18 protein-coding genes are annotated in these 15778 nt (G+C 71.9%); 10 read left to right on the top strand and 8 right to left on the bottom strand.

Annotated features, from left to right (window positions below; all coding sequences use genetic code 11):
* The first annotated feature begins 20 nt into the window (after positions 1–20).
* Positions 21–491, top strand: coding sequence for a DUF2087 domain-containing protein (locus tag ACIA77_RS17710; RefSeq protein ID WP_395886943.1), 471 nt, complete (start codon positions 21–23; stop codon positions 489–491).
* A 19-nt stretch (positions 492–510) separates the two neighbouring features.
* Here the strand turns inward: ACIA77_RS17710 and ACIA77_RS17705 are convergent, their stop codons facing one another.
* A complete protein-coding gene (locus tag ACIA77_RS17705; RefSeq protein WP_395886942.1) occupies positions 511–1611 on the bottom strand; it encodes an FAD-dependent monooxygenase in 1101 nt (366 codons plus the stop codon).
* A gap of 118 nt (positions 1612–1729) precedes the next feature.
* On the opposite strand from ACIA77_RS17705, the gene ACIA77_RS17700 reads away from it, so the two are divergent.
* Positions 1730–2659, top strand: coding sequence for a TetR/AcrR family transcriptional regulator C-terminal domain-containing protein (locus ACIA77_RS17700; RefSeq protein WP_395886941.1), 930 nt, complete (start codon positions 1730–1732; stop codon positions 2657–2659).
* A 21-nt stretch (positions 2660–2680) separates the two neighbouring features.
* Here ACIA77_RS17700 and ACIA77_RS17695 read toward each other — a convergent pair whose 3' ends face one another.
* Positions 2681–3691 (bottom strand): alcohol dehydrogenase catalytic domain-containing protein, encoded by a 1011-nt coding sequence (locus tag ACIA77_RS17695; RefSeq protein WP_395886940.1) that lies wholly within the window; start codon positions 3689–3691, stop codon positions 2681–2683.
* 23 nt (positions 3692–3714) lie between these two features.
* A complete protein-coding gene (locus tag ACIA77_RS17690; RefSeq protein WP_395886939.1) occupies positions 3715–4458 on the bottom strand; it encodes an SDR family oxidoreductase in 744 nt (247 codons plus the stop codon).
* Positions 4459–4565: 107 nt separating this feature from the next.
* Here ACIA77_RS17690 and ACIA77_RS17685 point away from each other — a divergent pair, with 107 nt between their 5' ends.
* Positions 4566–5471: a LysR family transcriptional regulator gene (locus tag ACIA77_RS17685; protein ID WP_395886938.1), complete on the top strand. Its 906-nt coding sequence runs from the start codon at positions 4566–4568 to the stop codon at positions 5469–5471.
* A gap of 763 nt (positions 5472–6234) precedes the next feature.
* Here ACIA77_RS17685 and ACIA77_RS17680 read toward each other — a convergent pair.
* Complete coding sequence (locus tag ACIA77_RS17680; RefSeq protein WP_395886937.1) at positions 6235–6585, bottom strand: DUF3089 domain-containing protein; 351 nt, start codon at positions 6583–6585, stop codon at positions 6235–6237.
* 246 nt (positions 6586–6831) lie between these two features.
* On the opposite strand from ACIA77_RS17680, the gene ACIA77_RS17675 reads away from it, so the two are divergent.
* The 3 genes from ACIA77_RS17675 to bcp all read left to right on the top strand — a co-directional run bounded on the left by ACIA77_RS17675 (position 6832) and on the right by bcp (position 8221).
* Positions 6832–7014, top strand: a complete 183-nt coding sequence (locus tag ACIA77_RS17675) for a hypothetical protein (protein ID WP_220243744.1) — start codon at positions 6832–6834, stop codon at positions 7012–7014.
* A 179-nt stretch (positions 7015–7193) separates the two neighbouring features.
* Complete coding sequence (locus ACIA77_RS17670) at positions 7194–7730, top strand: hypothetical protein (RefSeq protein WP_395886936.1); 537 nt, start codon at positions 7194–7196, stop codon at positions 7728–7730.
* Positions 7731–7744: 14 nt separating this feature from the next.
* Positions 7745–8221: a thioredoxin-dependent thiol peroxidase gene (bcp, locus tag ACIA77_RS17665; protein ID WP_395886935.1), complete on the top strand. Its 477-nt coding sequence runs from the start codon at positions 7745–7747 to the stop codon at positions 8219–8221.
* Positions 8222–8224: 3 nt separating this feature from the next.
* Here the strand turns inward: bcp and ACIA77_RS17660 are convergent, their stop codons facing one another.
* Both ACIA77_RS17660 and ACIA77_RS17655 read right to left on the bottom strand, forming a co-directional pair.
* Positions 8225–9976 carry a sensor histidine kinase gene (locus ACIA77_RS17660; protein WP_395886934.1) on the bottom strand — a complete coding sequence of 584 codons (1752 nt, stop codon included), beginning with the start codon at positions 9974–9976 and terminating at the stop codon, positions 8225–8227.
* Complete coding sequence (locus ACIA77_RS17655; RefSeq protein WP_395886933.1) at positions 9966–10685, bottom strand: response regulator transcription factor; 720 nt, start codon at positions 10683–10685, stop codon at positions 9966–9968. Before ACIA77_RS17655 ends, ACIA77_RS17660 begins: the two co-directional genes overlap by 11 nt.
* A 183-nt stretch (positions 10686–10868) precedes the next feature.
* Between ACIA77_RS17655 and ACIA77_RS17650 the strand changes: the two genes are divergently transcribed.
* From ACIA77_RS17650 to ACIA77_RS17635, 4 genes are read left to right on the top strand one after another with little or no spacing between them, the layout of a single operon-like run.
* Entirely contained in the window at positions 10869–11945 is a 1077-nt protein-coding gene (locus ACIA77_RS17650) for a peptidoglycan-binding protein (protein ID WP_395886932.1), read from the top strand.
* Positions 11942–12625: an ABC transporter ATP-binding protein gene (locus ACIA77_RS17645; RefSeq protein WP_395886931.1), complete on the top strand. Its 684-nt coding sequence runs from the start codon at positions 11942–11944 to the stop codon at positions 12623–12625. The genes ACIA77_RS17650 and ACIA77_RS17645 overlap by 4 nt, the downstream gene beginning before the upstream one ends.
* The gene (locus tag ACIA77_RS17640; RefSeq protein ID WP_395886930.1) at positions 12622–13830 is read left to right on the top strand and encodes an ABC transporter permease; all 1209 of its coding nucleotides are present in this window, start codon (positions 12622–12624) and stop codon (positions 13828–13830) included. Before ACIA77_RS17645 ends, ACIA77_RS17640 begins: the two co-directional genes overlap by 4 nt.
* A gap of 11 nt (positions 13831–13841) precedes the next feature.
* Positions 13842–14384 (top strand): hypothetical protein, encoded by a 543-nt coding sequence (locus ACIA77_RS17635; protein WP_395886929.1) that lies wholly within the window; start codon positions 13842–13844, stop codon positions 14382–14384.
* A 3-nt stretch (positions 14385–14387) separates the two neighbouring features.
* Here the strand turns inward: ACIA77_RS17635 and rdgB are convergent, their stop codons facing one another.
* A complete protein-coding gene (gene rdgB, locus ACIA77_RS17630; protein ID WP_395886928.1) occupies positions 14388–14996 on the bottom strand; it encodes an RdgB/HAM1 family non-canonical purine NTP pyrophosphatase in 609 nt (202 codons plus the stop codon).
* Positions 14993–15769 carry a ribonuclease PH gene (gene rph, locus ACIA77_RS17625; RefSeq protein WP_395886927.1) on the bottom strand — a complete coding sequence of 259 codons (777 nt, stop codon included), beginning with the start codon at positions 15767–15769 and terminating at the stop codon, positions 14993–14995. Before rph ends, rdgB begins: the two co-directional genes overlap by 4 nt.
* Positions 15770–15778 lie beyond the last annotated feature (9 nt).

Here is a 15778-nt window from a genome sequence, read left to right as displayed (position 1 = left end):
GCCGGCGGTACCGTCCGGAGATGCCGTCCCCCGAAGCGTTGGTGTCCGCGCTCGCCGACCCCGAGCGGCTGAGGTTGTTCGCGCAGGTGTGCAGTTCGCCCGGTGGGCTGCCGGAGCCGGTGGACCGGCGGACGCGGAAACTCGCGCGGCGCCTGGCGGCCGCCGGGTTGATCGCGGTCGACGGTGGGCGCTGCCGGGCGGTGCCGGAGGTGTTCGCGCGGGCGTTGGCCAGGCCGCCGGCCGATCCGGTGGAGGCGTTGTTCACGAAGGGCCGCCTCGTCGCGGTGCCGCGGCCGGGGAAGGTGCGGCAGGCGTTGCTGGCGCGGCTGGCCGACGGCTTCGAGCCGGGGCGCGGCTACACCGAGCGCGAGGTGCGGGAAAAACTCGGCGCCGTGCACGACGATCACGCGGCGCTGCGCCGGTACCTCGTGGACGAGGGGTTCCTGGAGCGCAGCAACGACGGCAGCGCGTACGGGCGGCCGTCGGCGTGAGTCCGCCGGCCAGGCGGGGCTACGGCAGGGTGATCGCGTTCTTGGCGCGCTCCACCGACTCCTCGGTGGCAGGCCCCTCGGGGTTCTCCGTGGCCAGCGCCTGGTTCGCGAGCACGAACGGGCGCATCCGTTCTTCGTACGCGGCAAAAGCCTGCGCGACGTCGTGGCGGCCGAGTTCCGTCGCGAGCACGTAGGCGCCGACGAGAGCCAGGCTGGTGCCCTGCCCCGAAAGCGGCGAAGCACAGTACCCCGCGTCCCCGAGGAGGGCGACGCGGCCGGTGGTCCAGGAGTCCATGGTGATCTGCTGCATGGCGTCGAAGTAGAAGTTCGGCGCGGTGTCCATTTCGGACAGCAGGCGCGGCACCTCCCAGCCCGCGCCGGCCAGGCGCGCGGCCACGATCTCCTTCTGCGCCACCACATCGCGGTGGTCGTAAGCCAGCGGCGGCGACGCGAAGCCCAGCGTCACGCGCAGTTCCGCGTTGTCGTGCACCGGGTACACCGCGCCGCCGGTTTCGCCGTCGCGGAACCACAGCTGCCAGTTGTCGAGGCCGAGGACGTTGGGGGCCGGGAAGATCGCCAGGTACTGCCCGAGGTGCCGGGCGAAGCGCTCCTCCGGCCCGAACGCCAGCCGCCGCACGGCCGAGTGGAGGCCGTCGGCGCCGACGACCACGTCGAACGTGCGGAAGCCGCCGCGGTCGAATTCGACGCGCACGCCGTGCCCCAGCTGTTCCAGCGCCGTGATCGAATCGTCGAAGACGTACTCGACGTCGTCACACGTTGCCTTGTACAGCAACGAAACCAGGTCGTCTCGGACCAGCTCGACATCCGGGCTGTCGAGGCGGCCGCTGCTGAACACCCGCTCCTCCGAACGGAACAGCTCGGTGCCCGCTCCGTCCACCACGGACATCCCGCGCATGCGGGTGCGCAGCGCGCGCACCTCGGCGCCGAGCCCCAGCCGGTCGACGACGTCGAGCGCGACGCCGCGGATGTCGACCGCCTGTCCGCCCTCCCGCAGCCCGGGCGCGCGCTCGACGACGGTCACCGCGAACCCGGCCCGCCGCAGGAAGCAGGCCAGCGCGGTACCGCCGATGCCGGCGCCGGAGACGAGGACGTTGCGCATGGTTTCCTCCAGATGTGCGTCGTATCCTTACGCGACAAACACTGGCGACCAACTGCAGACAGCGCCAAAACTGACCTAGCACAGTTGTCGATCTGTCCTAGTACAGAGCAGGAGCCCGATGACCGAACAGCGCTACCTCGAGATAGCCGCTGAGCTGCGCCGCCGCATCGTCGACGGAGAGCTCGCGCCGGGCGCGAAGGTCCCCTCGACGCGCCGGGTCGCCGCCGAGTGGGGCGTCGCGACGGCCACCGCGGCGAAGGCGCTCGCGGCGCTCAGCCAGGAAGGCTTGGTGCGCGCCGAACCGCGGTCCGGCACCGTCGTCGCCGGCGCCCGGCCGGCGGCGAAGGGACGAACGCGGCCACCCGGCCTGTCGCAGGAGCGGATCGTCCGCACGGCCATCACGATCGCCGACGAGGAAGGCCTGTCGGCGTTGTCGATGCGCGGTGTCGCGGCGCGGCTGGGTGTCGCGGGGATGGCGCCTTACCGGTACGTCGCCGGCCGCGACGAACTCGTGGTCCTCATGGCCGACGCGGCGTTCGGCGAACGCGGGTACCCGGCCCGGCCGCCGGCGGGCTGGCGTGAACGGCTCGAACTCGCCGGGCGCACGATGTGGTCGCTGTACCGCCGGCACCCGTGGCTCGCGCAGCTGTCCCCCATCACGCGCCCGCTGCCGCTGCCCAACCTCGCCACCCACGCGGAACAGGCGCTCACCGCGCTGGACGGCCACGGCCTGTCCGCCGCGGCGATGTGCGACCTCCACGTGCTGTTCTTCAGCTACGTCCAAGGTGTCGCCGTCCACCTCGAACGCGAGCGGCACGCCGCCGGCACGTCGGGGCTCACCGAGGAGGAGTGGATGACCGCCCAAGCGCCGGGTCACGCCGCGATGCTGAGCTCGGGCCGCTTCCCCGTGTTCGCCCGCGTGCTCGCGACGCTGGAGTCCGAGGGCTACGACCTGGACCTCGACGAGCTGTTCGAGCTCGGCCTGCGCTCCCTGCTCGATGGCATCGCCCTGAAACTGGAGAACGCGCCCACCCCGCGAGCGGGATGAGCGCGTGCTCGGAAAACCGGCTCAGTCGGCGATCTTCAGCACCACGCGGATGTTGCCCTTCGGCATGTGCTGGAAGGCCTCCTCCGCCTGCTCGAGCGGGAACGTCTCGATGATCGGCCGGACGCCCCGCAGCACGGCGAAGTTCATCGTGTCCTCGCTGTCCTGCGCCACCCCGCTGTACCAGCCGGAGAGGTTCAGGCGGTCGGTCGCCAGCACGTGCCCGGACACCTGGATCGGCTGCTGACCCTCGAGCACGATCACCTGGCCGTTGGGGCGCAGGCCGGTGATCAGGTCCGACTGGAGGTCGGCGTGGTCGACGGTCCCGAGGATCACCGACGCGCCGCCCATTTTCTTCACGGCCTCGCCGGCGCTGCCTTCGGTGCTGTCGACGTACTCGTCGGCGCCGAGGCTGCGGGCCAGCTCCTCCTTCGCCCGGCCGCGGTTGATCGCGACGGTGCGGAAGCCCATCCGGTTGGCGAACTGCACCGCGAGGTGGCCGACGCCGCCCACGCCCTGCACCGCCACGAGGTCACCGGGGCCGGCCTTGGAGTGGCGCAGCGCGTTGAACGCGGTGATGCCGCCGCACATCAAGGGCGACGCCTCTTCGAAAGACAGCTCCTCGGGCACGCGCGCGACCGCGTCCTGCGGCGCCACCATGTACTCGGCGTAACCCCCGTCGTAGGAAGCACCCACGATCGTGCGGTTCACGCAGTTGGTGAAGTCGCCGCGGCGGCAGAACTCGCAGGTGAAGTCGACACCACCGGACCAGCCGACGCCCACCTTGTCGCCGACCTGCCACGTGGTCACGCCCTCGCCGAGCGCGTCGACGACACCGGCGATCTCGTGCCCGGGCACGCGCGGCAGCTGCACGCCGAACAGCGCCATCCGGGGGATCATGTCGCCGCCGCAGAGACCACAAGAGTGAACCTTGATCCGCACCTGGCCGGGCTTCGGCTCCGGGATCGGGAGGTCGACCACCACGAACGGCCCACCGGGTTGCTGAACCTGCGCGGCGCGCATTGTCCCTGTCATTTTCCCACAATTCCTTTCGGTGGTCAGTGCATTCCGCCGTCGCAGACGATCTGTTGCCCGGTGATCAACCCGGCTTCGTCCGAAGCGAGAAATGACGTCACACCCGCCACGTCGTCCGCGGTGCCCAATCGACCGATCGGCACCATTTCGATCAAACTGCGCTTGTATTCGTCGTTGGCCGGGTCGGTGAAGATTCCCGCGCCGTCGATCGGGCCGGGCACGACCGTGTTCACGGTGATGCCGCGCGGGCCGAGTTCGAGCGCCAGCACCCGGGCGAGGTAGCCGGTGGCCACCTTGCTGGTGCCGTACAGACCGACGCCCAGCTGCGGCACGGTCGTGGTGTTCGACGAGATGGTGACGATGCGGCCGCCGTCGGCGATGCGGCGGGCGGCCTCGCGGAGCACGAAGTACGGACCCTTGGTGTTCACCCGGAAGAGGAGGTCGAAGTCCTCTTCGGTGACGTCCGTGACCGGGATGTTGACCTTTTCCATTCCGGCGTTCGCCACGACGATGTCGACCTTGCCGAACTCGGCGGTCGCCGCGTCGAAGAGACTGGTGATGCCGTCCACGCGGGACACGTCGGCCGCGTGCACGAGAGCTTTCACCCCGAGTGCTTCGGCCGCCTTTTTCACCTCATCCGCAGCGACTTCGTCACGTGAATAGTTGATCACCACGTTCGCACCCTGCGAGGCGAGCCGCAGCACGATGGCCCGGCCCAAGCCTTTTGAAGATCCCGTGACGAGCGCCACTTTACCGTCAAGTGTCATAAGTGCTCCCCAATGTCAATACAGCTATGGTCCGGCTGGGGCGCGGGAAAGGGAAACACTGGATCGTTGTGGTTGCCACAACGATCCGTTGTGGCGAGGATCGCTGCGTGGACCTGAACCTGCGCCTGCTCAAAGCGCTCGAAGCCGTGGCCGAAGAGGGCAGCATGACCCGTGCGGCCGGGCGGCTCATGATGACCCAGCAGGCGGTGAGCGGGCAGATCCGCCAGCTGGAGCGCGTCGCGGGCACGCCGCTGGTGCGGCGGCGGTCTTCGGGGGTCGAGCTCACCGCGGCGGGGCAGATCTTCGTGAAGCAGGGACGGGAGCTGCTCACGGCCACCACCGCGATGGTCGCCGAGGCACGGCTCGTCGGGTCGGGTCTGTCCGGGCGGCTGCGGATCGCGTTCAAGGCGCAGAGCACCGCGCACTTCCTGCCGGACGTCGAGGCTTCGCTGCGCCGCGTCGCGCCCGACGTCGAGGTCGAGCCGCTCGCGGTCCACACGCTGCCGGACGAGCTCGACGCACTGGTCGCCGGCACCGCCGACGCCGCGTTCCTGTGGCTGCCCATCGGCGACGACCGCCGGTTCGTCACCCACCGGCTGCTCGACGAACCGCGGTGGGTCGCGCTGCCGCCGGGGCACCACCTGGCGTCGAGATCGTCGCTGAGGGTGTCCGACCTGGTGTGCGAGCCGATCGTCGGGCCCCGCGACGGGATGCCCGAAGCCGTTGTGAAGTTCTGGTTCATCGACCCCCGGCCCGACGGGAGCCGCGCCGTCTACGGGCCCCAGGGCCGTACACCCGAGGAATGCCTGCACCTGGTGGCCGCCGGCCGCGGGTCGTGGATCGCGCCGGCGTCGACCGCCGCGTACTTCCCGTACCCGCGGCTGGTGTGGCTGCCGCTGGAGGACGCGGCGCCGCTGCAGCTGGCGCTGATCTGGCGCCGCGACAGCGTCAACCCGCTGCTCGACCTCCTGCTGGAGGAAAGCAGACGCGTCACGCGACCGACACCGGTGTGATCACCCGGCGAGCACCGCTTTCAGTCCACTTCGGACAGGCGTCGACTTCGGCCGGCGCTGCCTCGCCTGGTTGACGCCCAGCGCGGGGACGGTTTTCGCGTGGTGGTCCCGGACCGGAAGTGTCCGCCACGGCGTGATCGGTCTCGTTTTGCCGGGGCGGCTCGATACACTCTCCGCGTTCGTTTGATTACGGAAGGAGATCACCGGATGGGATGGGTGCACCGACGTGGGGCGCCGCGCCGGCCGGGCAAGCGTGGAACCCTGCGGCAATGGGACACCCGCCTGCCGAGGCCCCCGGGCTCCGCAGCAGCCGGGGAAGCGTGGTCGGCAGGCGCGCCGAACTCCGGTCCAGGCGTCCAGCCATCGGGGGGCGCAGGTGGCCCCGGGCGACCCGCGCCGAGCCACTTTCCGACCGGACAACCGGTTCCGGGCGCCGGACCGTGGGCGGGGACACCGGTCGGGCAGCCGATGGCGGGCGCGGTTCCGCCCGTTTGGCACGGGGTTGAGCCACCGGCGGGTCCACTCGCCGGGCCGACCTCGCAGGGGCAGTACCCACCGACGCCTCACCCATCGGCGCTGTACCCACCGGGCGGGCCGATTCCGGTGGCGCCATACCCACCGGCGCGCAAGGGCAGCTCGACCTGCCGGTGATCGCGGCGCGGCTGCCCGAGTTCGCCTGACCACCTGCACTGTGAGTCCTCAGTGGACAGTGGAGGTCACCGCGTAGCCAGCCACCGCCGCGACCGCGCGGTCACCAGGGCTGTCAGGTCCCGCCGCGGGGTCGTGCCCGCCACCGGCCGGTCGGCGGGCACCGGCACGTCCCGCCCAGCAAGAAGGCGCTCATCAGCGAGGGCTGCACGTCGGCGTGCGCGTCGACGCGATCGCGCAGCAGGCTCACCGCGTCGACCGCGCCCTGCGAGTGCCCGACCACCCCGCGACGGCGGTGTGTGACCGGGTCAAGGTTGCAGGCGCGCCAGCACTCGTCCCACGCCTGCTCGCCGTCCGCCAGCCCCAGCGCGTAGCCGGGCGACGCCGTCCCCGTGAGCACGCCGACGACGTGCGCGGTCAGCGGCGCGCCGGTACGCGGGCACGAATAGCCGATCGCGAAAGCCACCGAAACCACCTGCGGGTCACCCTCCAGGGCCCTGGTTGCACGGGTTCGCCACCAGCCCCGACCGGCACACCCACCGGGTGCGCGAGCGGCGTGGCATCACCGCTCGAGCCGGAGCCGGGGAGACCGAGCTAAGCACCGCGACGAGAGCCGCCAGGACCAGTGGGTCCGCAGCCGAGACGCTCCTTCACCAGGCGGGCCGATCCCCCGTACGCTGGCAGCGGCGAAAGCCGATCCGGGAGGTGAGTCGTGCCGTCACGCAATCCGCTGCGCTTGCTGCGCAAGTGGACGGACTGGTTCGAAAACCGCGGCGTCTACATCCCGGGCGAGGAGAGCCGCGCGGTCGATCCCGTGCGTGACTTCGGGTGGCTGATGGTCGCCTGGGGCGCCGGCGTCGCGATCTTCATCCTGTTGTTCGCCTTCGCCGTTTGAGTGGCACATCGGTGACGACTGTCACCCGGAGTGCCCTTTCGATCACGGATCGGCCACGGCTGTACACCAGGTCCGCGTCTTCGTGCGCGCGCACGTGCAGGTGCAGGGACAGTGGAGCGGGTCGACCTCGGTGACTACGCCGATCGGCCTCAGCCCTCGCCCCGACTGGAGTACACCGAATGGCGCCCGCGCGCACCGCCCAGCTTCTGCTCACCGCCTGCCTGCTGACGGCGGTGGGAGCCTGCGGCGTCGACGCGAAGGAGGGCACCGCGGCCCTCGGCGGCGGCACCGGGCCGGCGAAGCCCGCCGCCGCGCAAACGGCGCGTGACCTGCAGTTCGGTGCCGAGCACCGGTTCGCCAGCGGCATCACGATCTCCGTCTCGGCGCCCCAGTCGTTCCAGCCCGGCCCGGCCGCCTACCCGCGCAGCTCGCGCGCGGCGGCGTTCGGCGTCGAGATCACCAACGGCGGCGCGGACTTCTACCGGCTCTCGGGCCTGTCGGTCGTCGCGACGATCGACGGCAAGCCCACCAAGCAGATCGTCGACGCCACGCAGGGCCTCGGCGGGATCACCGACGCCGGCAAGGACCTGCAGCAGGGCCGCTCGGCGCAGCTGACGCTGGCGTTCGCCGTCCCGGAGCGCCCGACCCAGCTGACGCTTCAGCTGCGCCCCAGCGCCGCCGAGCCCGCCGTGGTCACGTATTGCGGGGCTGCCTGAATTACGCTGCGTCCATGACCGAGCAGCGACTCTCCACCGGCGACGCCGCCCCCGACTTCACCCTGTCCGACAGCACGGGCAAGGACGTCTCCCTCAGCGACTTCCGCGGCCAGGCCGTGGTCGTGTACTTCTACCCGGCCGCGATGACGCCGGGGTGCACGAAGCAGGCCTGCGACTTCCGCGACAACCTCGCCGAGCTGGGCGGCGCCGGCTACCAGGTCCTCGGCATCTCGCCGGACAAGCCGGAGAAGCTCGCGAAGTTCGTCGAGAAGGAGCAGCTGACGTTCCCGCTGCTGTCCGACCCGGACAAGAAGGTGCTCACCGCCTGGGGCGCCTTCGGCGAGAAGAAGAACTACGGCCGCGTCGTGCAGGGCGTCATCCGCTCGACCTTCATCGTCGACGCGGAGGGCAAGATCGCGAAGGCCCTCTACAACGTCCGCGCGACCGGTCACGTCGCGAAGCTGATCCGGGACCTGGGGCTCGCGGCCTGACGCTCAGCCGGCCGGGAAGCGCAGCGTGAACGTCGACCCCTCGCCCAGGGTGCTGCGCACGGCCACCGTGCCGCCGTGCGCCTGGGCGAGGTTCCGGACGATCGCCAGGCCCAGCCCGCTGCCGCCGGAGCCGCGCGTGCGGGCCTTGTCGGCGCGCCAGAACCGGTCGAACACGTGCGGCAGGTCCTCGGCCGCGATGCCGACACCGGTGTCGGCCACCTCGAACACCGCGTCGGCGCCTTCGCGGGAGCCGCGCACGGTCACGGCGCCGCCGCGCGGGGTGTGCCGCACGGCGTTCGACACGAGGTTGTCGATCGCCTGCCGCAGCCGCACCGGGTCCGCGGTGATCGCCGGGTCGGCCATCGGCACGACGGTCAGCGACACCCCCGCCCCCTCGGCCCGCGCGGCGTGGGCCGCCGCCAGCTGACCCAGCAGCGAGTTCGCGTCGATCGGCTCGGGGTGCACGCGCAGCGCACCGGCATCGGCCAGGGCGAGGTCCTGCAGGTCGTCGACGATGTGCTGCAGGTGCAGCGCCTCTTCCAGCAGTGACACCACGAGTTCGTCGTCGAAGCGGCTCACCCCGTCCTGCGTGGCTTCGAGCCAGCCGCGGATGTTGGCCAGCGGGGTGCGCAGCTCGTGGGCGATGTCGCTGACCATCGCCTTGCGCGCGGTCTCCAGCCGCTCGCGCGCCTCGGACATGTCGTTGAACGCCCGCGCCAGCCGCGCGATCTCGTCCTTGCCCTTCACCTCGACGCGGGAGCCGGCCTCCCCCGCCTCCATGCGCTGCGCGGCACCGGTGAGCGCGTGCAGCGGCCGGATGAGCCGGATCGACGCGAGCCCGGTGACCACGACCGTCAGCACGAGGATCGCGCCCGCCACCTCGGCGAGGCGCACCTGGTTGTCGGCCGACAGCGTGAAGCCGCTCGGTGGCTGGTCGCCGCCCTTTTCCGTGATGTAGAGCCACGCCGCGGGCGCGACGTAGGGCACCAGCTGCTCCCGGCGGGCCGAGGTCACGCAGTTCAGCGTCGTCGGGTCCGTGGTGCTGGTGGCCGGGCCGTCGAACGTCCACGAGAGCCGCAGCTGCGCGGCGGGGACGGTCTGCTCGTTGCGGCCGAGGCACGCGTTCACCAGCTGGTTGAGCTTGTCCAGCGCGGCCTGCTCGGTCTTCGTGGGCTTCTCGAGAACCGCGCCGCTGCACCGCTCCAAGGTGAACGAATCCGGCGTCACCACCCTCGGGTGGCCGCTGGGCGAGACCTCGACGCTGCCCAGGCCGGTGCGGTCCTGCACGCAGTTCAGCACGCGGTGCGCGATCGCCAGGAGGTCTTCGCGTTCCTGCTGGGGCAAGGAATACGGGCCCACGGCCTGCGGGGCGATGCGGTCCGCGGTGGCCTGCACGCCGAGCCGGCCGTCCACCGACAGCGGGTCGATCACCGCCGACGGCTGCGCCGGCAACTTGCCCGGGTCGGCCTCGGAGCTCGCGATCACCGTGCCCTGGGGCGTGGCGAGCACGACCCGGCGGCCGGTCTCCTCGGCGTACCTCCCCACCGTCGCGCCGACGCCGGCCCAGTTCGGGTGGGTCGCGGCGTAGCCGAGCAGGCCCTGGTAGATGGTGCCGTCGTCGGCGAAGACCTGGCCCTGTTCCTGCTGGATCGCGCCCGTGGTGGTGCGCGCGGCGAGCCACGCCGTGGCCGCGATCGCGCACAGCGCCACCAGCCCGGAAACCGCGATCAGCCGGACGAGGAGGCTACGGCGCACGGGTTTCCCCCGCGGGCGGCTTCGGCTCCCCCGCCGTGAGCTTGTAGCCGACGCCGTACACGGTCAGCAGCCGCGTGGGTTTGCGCGGCGCCGCTTCGATCTTCTTGCGCAGGTTCATCACGTGGACGTCGATCGCGCGCTGCGTGATGTAGCGGTCGAAGCCGTGCAGGTGCTCCAGCAGCTGGCCGCGCGTGAAGACCTGGTCCGGGCGCGCCGCCATCACCTCGAGCAGCCGGAACTCGCCCGGCGTGGTGTCCACGGGCTGTCCGTCGACGAACACCTCGTGGCGCCCGGCGTCCACGCTCAGCGCGCCGACGCGCAGCGGGCCACCGGAGTTCTGCGTGCTCTTCGTGCGCCGCAACAGGGTTCGCACGCGGGCCATGAGTTCCCGCGGGCTGTAGGGCTTCGTGAGGTAGTCGTCGGCGCCGAGGTCCAGCCCGCGCAGCAGATCGTCCTCTGTGGACCGTGCGGTGAGCATCAGCACGGGCAGGTCGGACTCGGCGCGCAGGATCCGGCAGACCTCGAGCCCGTCCAGGCCGGGCAGCATGACGTCGAGCACGAGCAGGTCCGGCGGGCGGCGGCGCACGAGGTCGAGCGCGTCGCGGCCGTCGGGCACGACCACCACGGCGTGGCGTTCTCGCTCGAGGTAGCGGCGGACGAGCTCCGCTTGCTTCGGATCGTCCTCCGCCAGCACGATGTCAGCGCACATGCAGCGAGCATAAGGATCTTCCCCGGGGCGGGCGAGCCAGCGCAGGCCCGCGAACACCGGATCAGCACGGCTTCCTGACGGCTTCCTGACAATTCGCCGCGATAGTGGCCTCCGGAGCCGGCCTTCGTCCACTTCGGACGCGCCGGTCGAGAGTTCCCCCGAAGACTGTGATGGAGGCCTTCAGTGGCCGGTAGGACCCGGCGGCGCGCGGTCGTCGTCTCAGCCGCGGCCGTCGCCGTGGTGGTGCTCGGTGCCGGCGCCTACGTGGTGGTCGACCACGGCCGCGGGACGGCGGAAGCCGCCGCACCGCCGCCGCCCGTGACCACCGTGGCGGTGCAGAAAACGGATTTGTCGAACACGCGCTCGTTCACCGGCACCCTCGGCTACGGCACGCCGGAGCCGCTCAAGGGCGCCGGTGCCGGCGTGGTGACGCAGCTGCCGGACGTCGGCACCGTGGCCGCGCGGGGCAAGCCGCTGTACTCCGTGAACGGCGTGCCGGTGCCCGTGTTCTTCGGCGACACCCCGCTGTTCCGCAAGCTCGACAACGCCGACCTGACCGGCCCGGACGTCGCGATGGTCGCGGACAACCTGGCCCGGCTCGGCTACTCCGTCGGCAGCCGGGCGAAGGACCCGCTGAAGGCGAAGTTCACGTTCGGCGACGCGCTGAAGAGGTGGGAGAAGAAAGCGGGACTGCCCGACACCGGCACGCTCGACGTCGGCCAGGTCGTGGTGCTGCCCGGCGAGGCACGGGTGAACAGCGTGACGGCGCAGCTCGGCGACCCCGCGGCCGGCCCGCTGCTCACCACGACACCGACCGCCAAGGTCGTGGTCGCGCCGATCGACGCGGCGGAGGTCGGCTCGGTGAAAACGGGCCAGGACGTGACCGTGGTCCGCCCCGACGGCAAGGAGATCCCCGCGAAGGTGACGTCGGTGAGCACCGCCGTCCAGGGCGGCACCGACGATCCGGCGGGCGGCCAGCAGGGACCGCCGAAGGTGAACGTGACCGTGGTGCCCGCGAACGCCGCGGACGTCGCCGACCTCGACTCGGCGTCGGTACAGGTCGAGGTGGCCACGGAAACGCACGCCGGGGTGCTGGCTGTGCCGATCGGCGCACTGCTGGCGTTGCGCGAAGGCGGGTACGCCGTGCAGGTCCAGGGCGGGAAGCTCGTGCCGGTGAAAACGGGCATGTTCGCCCGCGACCAGGTGGAGATCAGCGGCCCCGGCATCACCGCGGGCCTGCGGGTGGTGACGACCTCGTGACCCCGGTGCTGGCCCTGCGCGGGGTGAGCAAGCACTACCCCGGCGACGTCACGGCGCTCGACGACGTGTCCCTCGACGTGGCCGCGGGCGAACTGCTGGCGATCGTCGGCCCGTCCGGTTCGGGGAAGTCGACGCTGCTCAACATCGCCGGCACGCTCGACCTGCCGTCGTCGGGCGCGGTCGAGCTGGGCGGCCAGGACGTGACGCAGCTGAGCGACCGGCGGTTGTCCGCGCTGCGCGGCCGGTGGCTGGGGTTCGTCTTCCAGCAGTTCCACCTGACCGACGGGCTCAGCGCGGCCGAGAACGTCGCCACCGGCCTGCTGTACGCGGGGGTCCCGCGGCGGCAGCGGCGGCCGCTCGCGCTGGAGGCGCTCGCGCGCGTCGGGCTCACGCACCGCGTGGACCACCGGCCGCACGAGCTCTCCGGCGGGGAACGCCAGCGCGTCGCGATCGCCCGGGCCGTGGTCAACGATCCGGCGCTCGTGCTCGCCGACGAACCGACGGGCGCGCTCGACACCGCGAACGGCCGGGCGGTGCTGGAGCTGTTGCAGGGACTCAACGCCGAAGGCACGACCATCGCGATCATCACGCACGACCGCGACATCGCGGCACGCCTGCCGCGGCGCGTCGAGTTCCGCGACGGCCGGATCGTGGCCGACCTCGTGGTGCGTGCGGCGTGAGCGCCCTCGACACCCGGCCGGTGCGGCTGGGCCTGCGCGACGTCCTTCGCTTGGGGCTGCTGGGGATCAGCACGCGGCGGTTGCGCGCGGCGCTGTCCGCGCTCGGGATCTCGCTGGGCATCGCGACGATGATCGTGGTCACCGGCATCCCGGCGTCGAGCCAGGCGGCGCTGCTGGACAAGCTGACCGCGCTGGGCACGAACATGCTGCGCGCCGAACCGCAGCCGAACCAGAACCCGCCGGTGCTGCTGGCGGAATCGGCCGTGGGCAGCGTCGCGCGGATCGGCCCGGTGACCACGGCGGCGGGCGTCGCGAACACGCACACCACCGTCCGCCGCTCCGACCTCACCGACCCGCAGGACGGCTCGGGCCTCGCGGTGCTGGCGAGCAGCCTCGACCTGCTCGACGCGGTGAACGGCAAGGTGGGCAGCGGGAAGTTCCTCGACGCGTCGACGCAGAACCTGCCCGCGGTCGTGCTCGGGTACGTCGCGGCTTCGCGGCTGGGCGTGTCCCGCGTGGTGCCGGGGCAGCCCGCGCCGATCGTGATGATCGGCGAGCAGTGGTTCACCGTCACCGGCGTGCTGGCGCCGATGCCGCTCGCGCCGGACATCGAACGCGCGGTGCTCGTGGGCTGGGGCTCGGCCAAGCAGTTCCTCGGGTTCGACGGCCACCCGACAGTCGTGTACGTGAAGGCGCGCGAGGACGCGATCGCCGACGTGCGGGCCGTGCTGCCGGCGACGTTGTACCCGCAGTTGCCGGGCCTCGTGCAGGTGAGCAGGCCGTCGGACGCGCTGGCGGCCAAGCAGGCGAGCCAGACGACGTTCTCGGCGCTGTTCCTCGGTCTCGCCGGGGTGGCGCTGCTGGTCGGCGGGGTCGGGGTGGCCAACACGATGTTCATCTCGGTGCTGGAACGCCGTCGTGAGATCGGGCTGCGGCGCGCTCTGGGCGCGACGCGGGGCCAGATCCGCGGGCAGTTCCTCACCGAGGCCGTCGCGCTGTCCGGGCTCGGCGGCCTGGCCGGGACGGTGCTGGGGATCGTGGTGACGCTGGGGTACACGACGTACCAGGGCTGGCCGCCGGTGATCCCGCCGGTCGCCGTGGCCGGTGGCGTCGCCGGGGCGCTGCTGGTCGGGGCGCTCGCGGGCATCCACCCGTCGATCCGCGCGTCGAGGTTGACGCCGACGCAAGCGCTGGCGACGACGTGAGGGGGCTTCGAGTGTCCAAAGTGGTCTTGCTGGCAGCGCTGGCGGTGGTCGTGACGGCGTGCTCGGCGCCCGCCGCGCCGGGCCCGGCGGTCGCCTCGCTCGGCCCGGCATCGTCCTCGGCCGCGCCTTCGTCCTCGGCGCCCGCGGACCCCGACGCCGGCCGGCCCCGCCACCGCGTCGACGAGTCACCGGAGGACTCGAAGCGGCTGATCGAACCGTGGCGCACGTGCATGAAGGACCACGACGCCGACGTCGACTCGCAACCCCACTCCATCGCCGGAGCCGAGCAGTGGGCGAAGGACCACAAGGCCGCCGGCGACGCCTGCCGGTCGAAGCTGCCCCTGCTGCCGTGGGGCGAAGACTCGGCGAACCCCGCGTACAAGGACAACGTGCACCGCTGGGTCCAGTGCATGACCGCGCAAGGCATGCACGTGGCCGAGACCCCGGACGACGACGAATCGCCGTGGCGCTTCACGAGCAGCGACCAGCCGCCGAACTACGAGACGACCGAGCGGACCTGCGAAATCCAGGTCATGGGCCCGAGCGACGAGTAGCCGTCAGGAACCGGCGAGCTCCCGCAGCGCCGGCAGCAACGCCCGCAGTGCGCGCCCGCGGTGCGACGCAGCGTCCTTTTCGGACGGTTCGAGCTCCGCCGACGTGAGGGTTCCGCCGTCCGGGACGAAGATCGGGTCGTAGCCGAAACCGTTGGTACCACGGCGTTCGCGCAGCAACGTGCCGCGCCATTCGCCGCGGACGACGGTTTCCTCGCCGGACGGGAGGACGAGCGCGGCGGCGCACACGAAGGCGGCGCCGCGGCGGTCGTCGGGGGTGTCGGAGAGCTGGGCGAGGACGAGGTCGAGGTTGGCGTCGTCGTCGCCGTGGCGGCCGGCCCAGCGCGCGGACAGGATGCCCGGCATGCCGTTGAGGGCGTCGACCGCCAAACCCGAGTCGTCGGCGACGGCGGGCAGGCCGGTGGCCTCGACGGCGTCGCGGGCCTTGGCCACGGCGTTGCCCTCGAAGTCGGGAGCCGTTTCCGGCGCCTCGGGGAACTCGTCGACGTCCGCGAGGCCCAGCACCTCGACGCCCGAGATGCCTTCGGCATCGAGGATGCGCCGCAGCTCGCCGAGCTTCTTCTGGTTGCGCGTGGCCAGCAACAGCTTCGTCACTTGGCGCCCTTCTTCTTGTCCGGACGCGGCTGCGGCAGCTCACCCGGGTAGGGCAGCGCCAGCGCCTCGTTCTGCAGCCGTGTGAGCTCCGCGCAGCCGGCGAGGGCCAGGTCGAGCATGGTGTCCAGAGTGGACCGGGCGAACGTCGCGCCCTCACCGGTGCCCTGCACCTCGATGAGCGTGCCGGCGTCGGTGGCGACGACGTTCATGTCGACCTCCGCGCGCGAGTCCTCTTCGTACGGCAGGTCCAGGCGCACCCGGCCGTCGACCACCCCGACGCTCACCGCCGCGACCGACGAGGACAGCGGCTGCGGGTCGTTGAGCCGGTTCGCCGCGCCGAGCCAGGTGATCGCGTCGTGCAGCGCGACGTAGCCGCCGGTCACGGCCGCCGTGCGCGTGCCGCCGTCGGCCTGGATCACGTCGCAGTCGATCACGATCGTGTTCTCGCCGAGCGCCGCGAGGTCGATGCACGCGCGCAGCGACCGGCCGATCAGCCGGGAGATCTCGTGGGTGCGGCCACCGATGCGGCCCTTCACCGACTCGCGGTCGCCGCGGGTGTTGGTCGCCGACGGGAGCATCGCGTACTCCGCCGTGACCCACCCCAGGCCGGAGCCCGCCCGCCAGCGCGGGACACCCTCGGTGACGCTGGCCGCGCACAGCACGCGCGTGTTGCCGAACTCGATGAGCACCGAACCGGCAGGCCACTTCTGGAAACCGCGGGTGATCTTGATGTCGCGGAGCTGGTCGTCGTTCCTGCCATCTTTCCTCGTCACGCCGTGCAC

The sequence above is a fragment of the Amycolatopsis sp. NPDC051903 genome (genome assembly GCF_044452505.1).
Taxonomy (GTDB): domain Bacteria; phylum Actinomycetota; class Actinomycetes; order Mycobacteriales; family Pseudonocardiaceae; genus Amycolatopsis.
Note: the sequence above shows the minus strand (reverse complement) of the source record. Positions and strands in the feature narration are given on the sequence as shown.

Excerpts from the sequence above, each read along its gene's own strand:
- ACIA77_RS17710 (WP_395886943.1), top strand. The coding sequence starts at position 21 with ATGCCGTCCCCCGAAGCGTTGGTGTCCGCGCTCGCCGACCCCGAGCGG.
- ACIA77_RS17705 (WP_395886942.1), bottom strand. The coding sequence starts at position 1,611 with ATGCGCAACGTCCTCGTCTCCGGCGCCGGCATCGGCGGTACCGCGCTG.
- ACIA77_RS17700 (WP_395886941.1), top strand. The coding sequence starts at position 1,730 with ATGACCGAACAGCGCTACCTCGAGATAGCCGCTGAGCTGCGCCGCCGC.
- ACIA77_RS17695 (WP_395886940.1), bottom strand. The coding sequence starts at position 3,691 with ATGACAGGGACAATGCGCGCCGCGCAGGTTCAGCAACCCGGTGGGCCG.
- ACIA77_RS17690 (WP_395886939.1), bottom strand. The coding sequence starts at position 4,458 with ATGACACTTGACGGTAAAGTGGCGCTCGTCACGGGATCTTCAAAAGGC.
- ACIA77_RS17670 (WP_395886936.1), top strand. The coding sequence starts at position 7,194 with ATGGCGCCCGCGCGCACCGCCCAGCTTCTGCTCACCGCCTGCCTGCTG.
- bcp (WP_395886935.1), top strand. The coding sequence starts at position 7,745 with ATGACCGAGCAGCGACTCTCCACCGGCGACGCCGCCCCCGACTTCACC.
- ACIA77_RS17655 (WP_395886933.1), bottom strand. The coding sequence starts at position 10,685 with ATGTGCGCTGACATCGTGCTGGCGGAGGACGATCCGAAGCAAGCGGAG.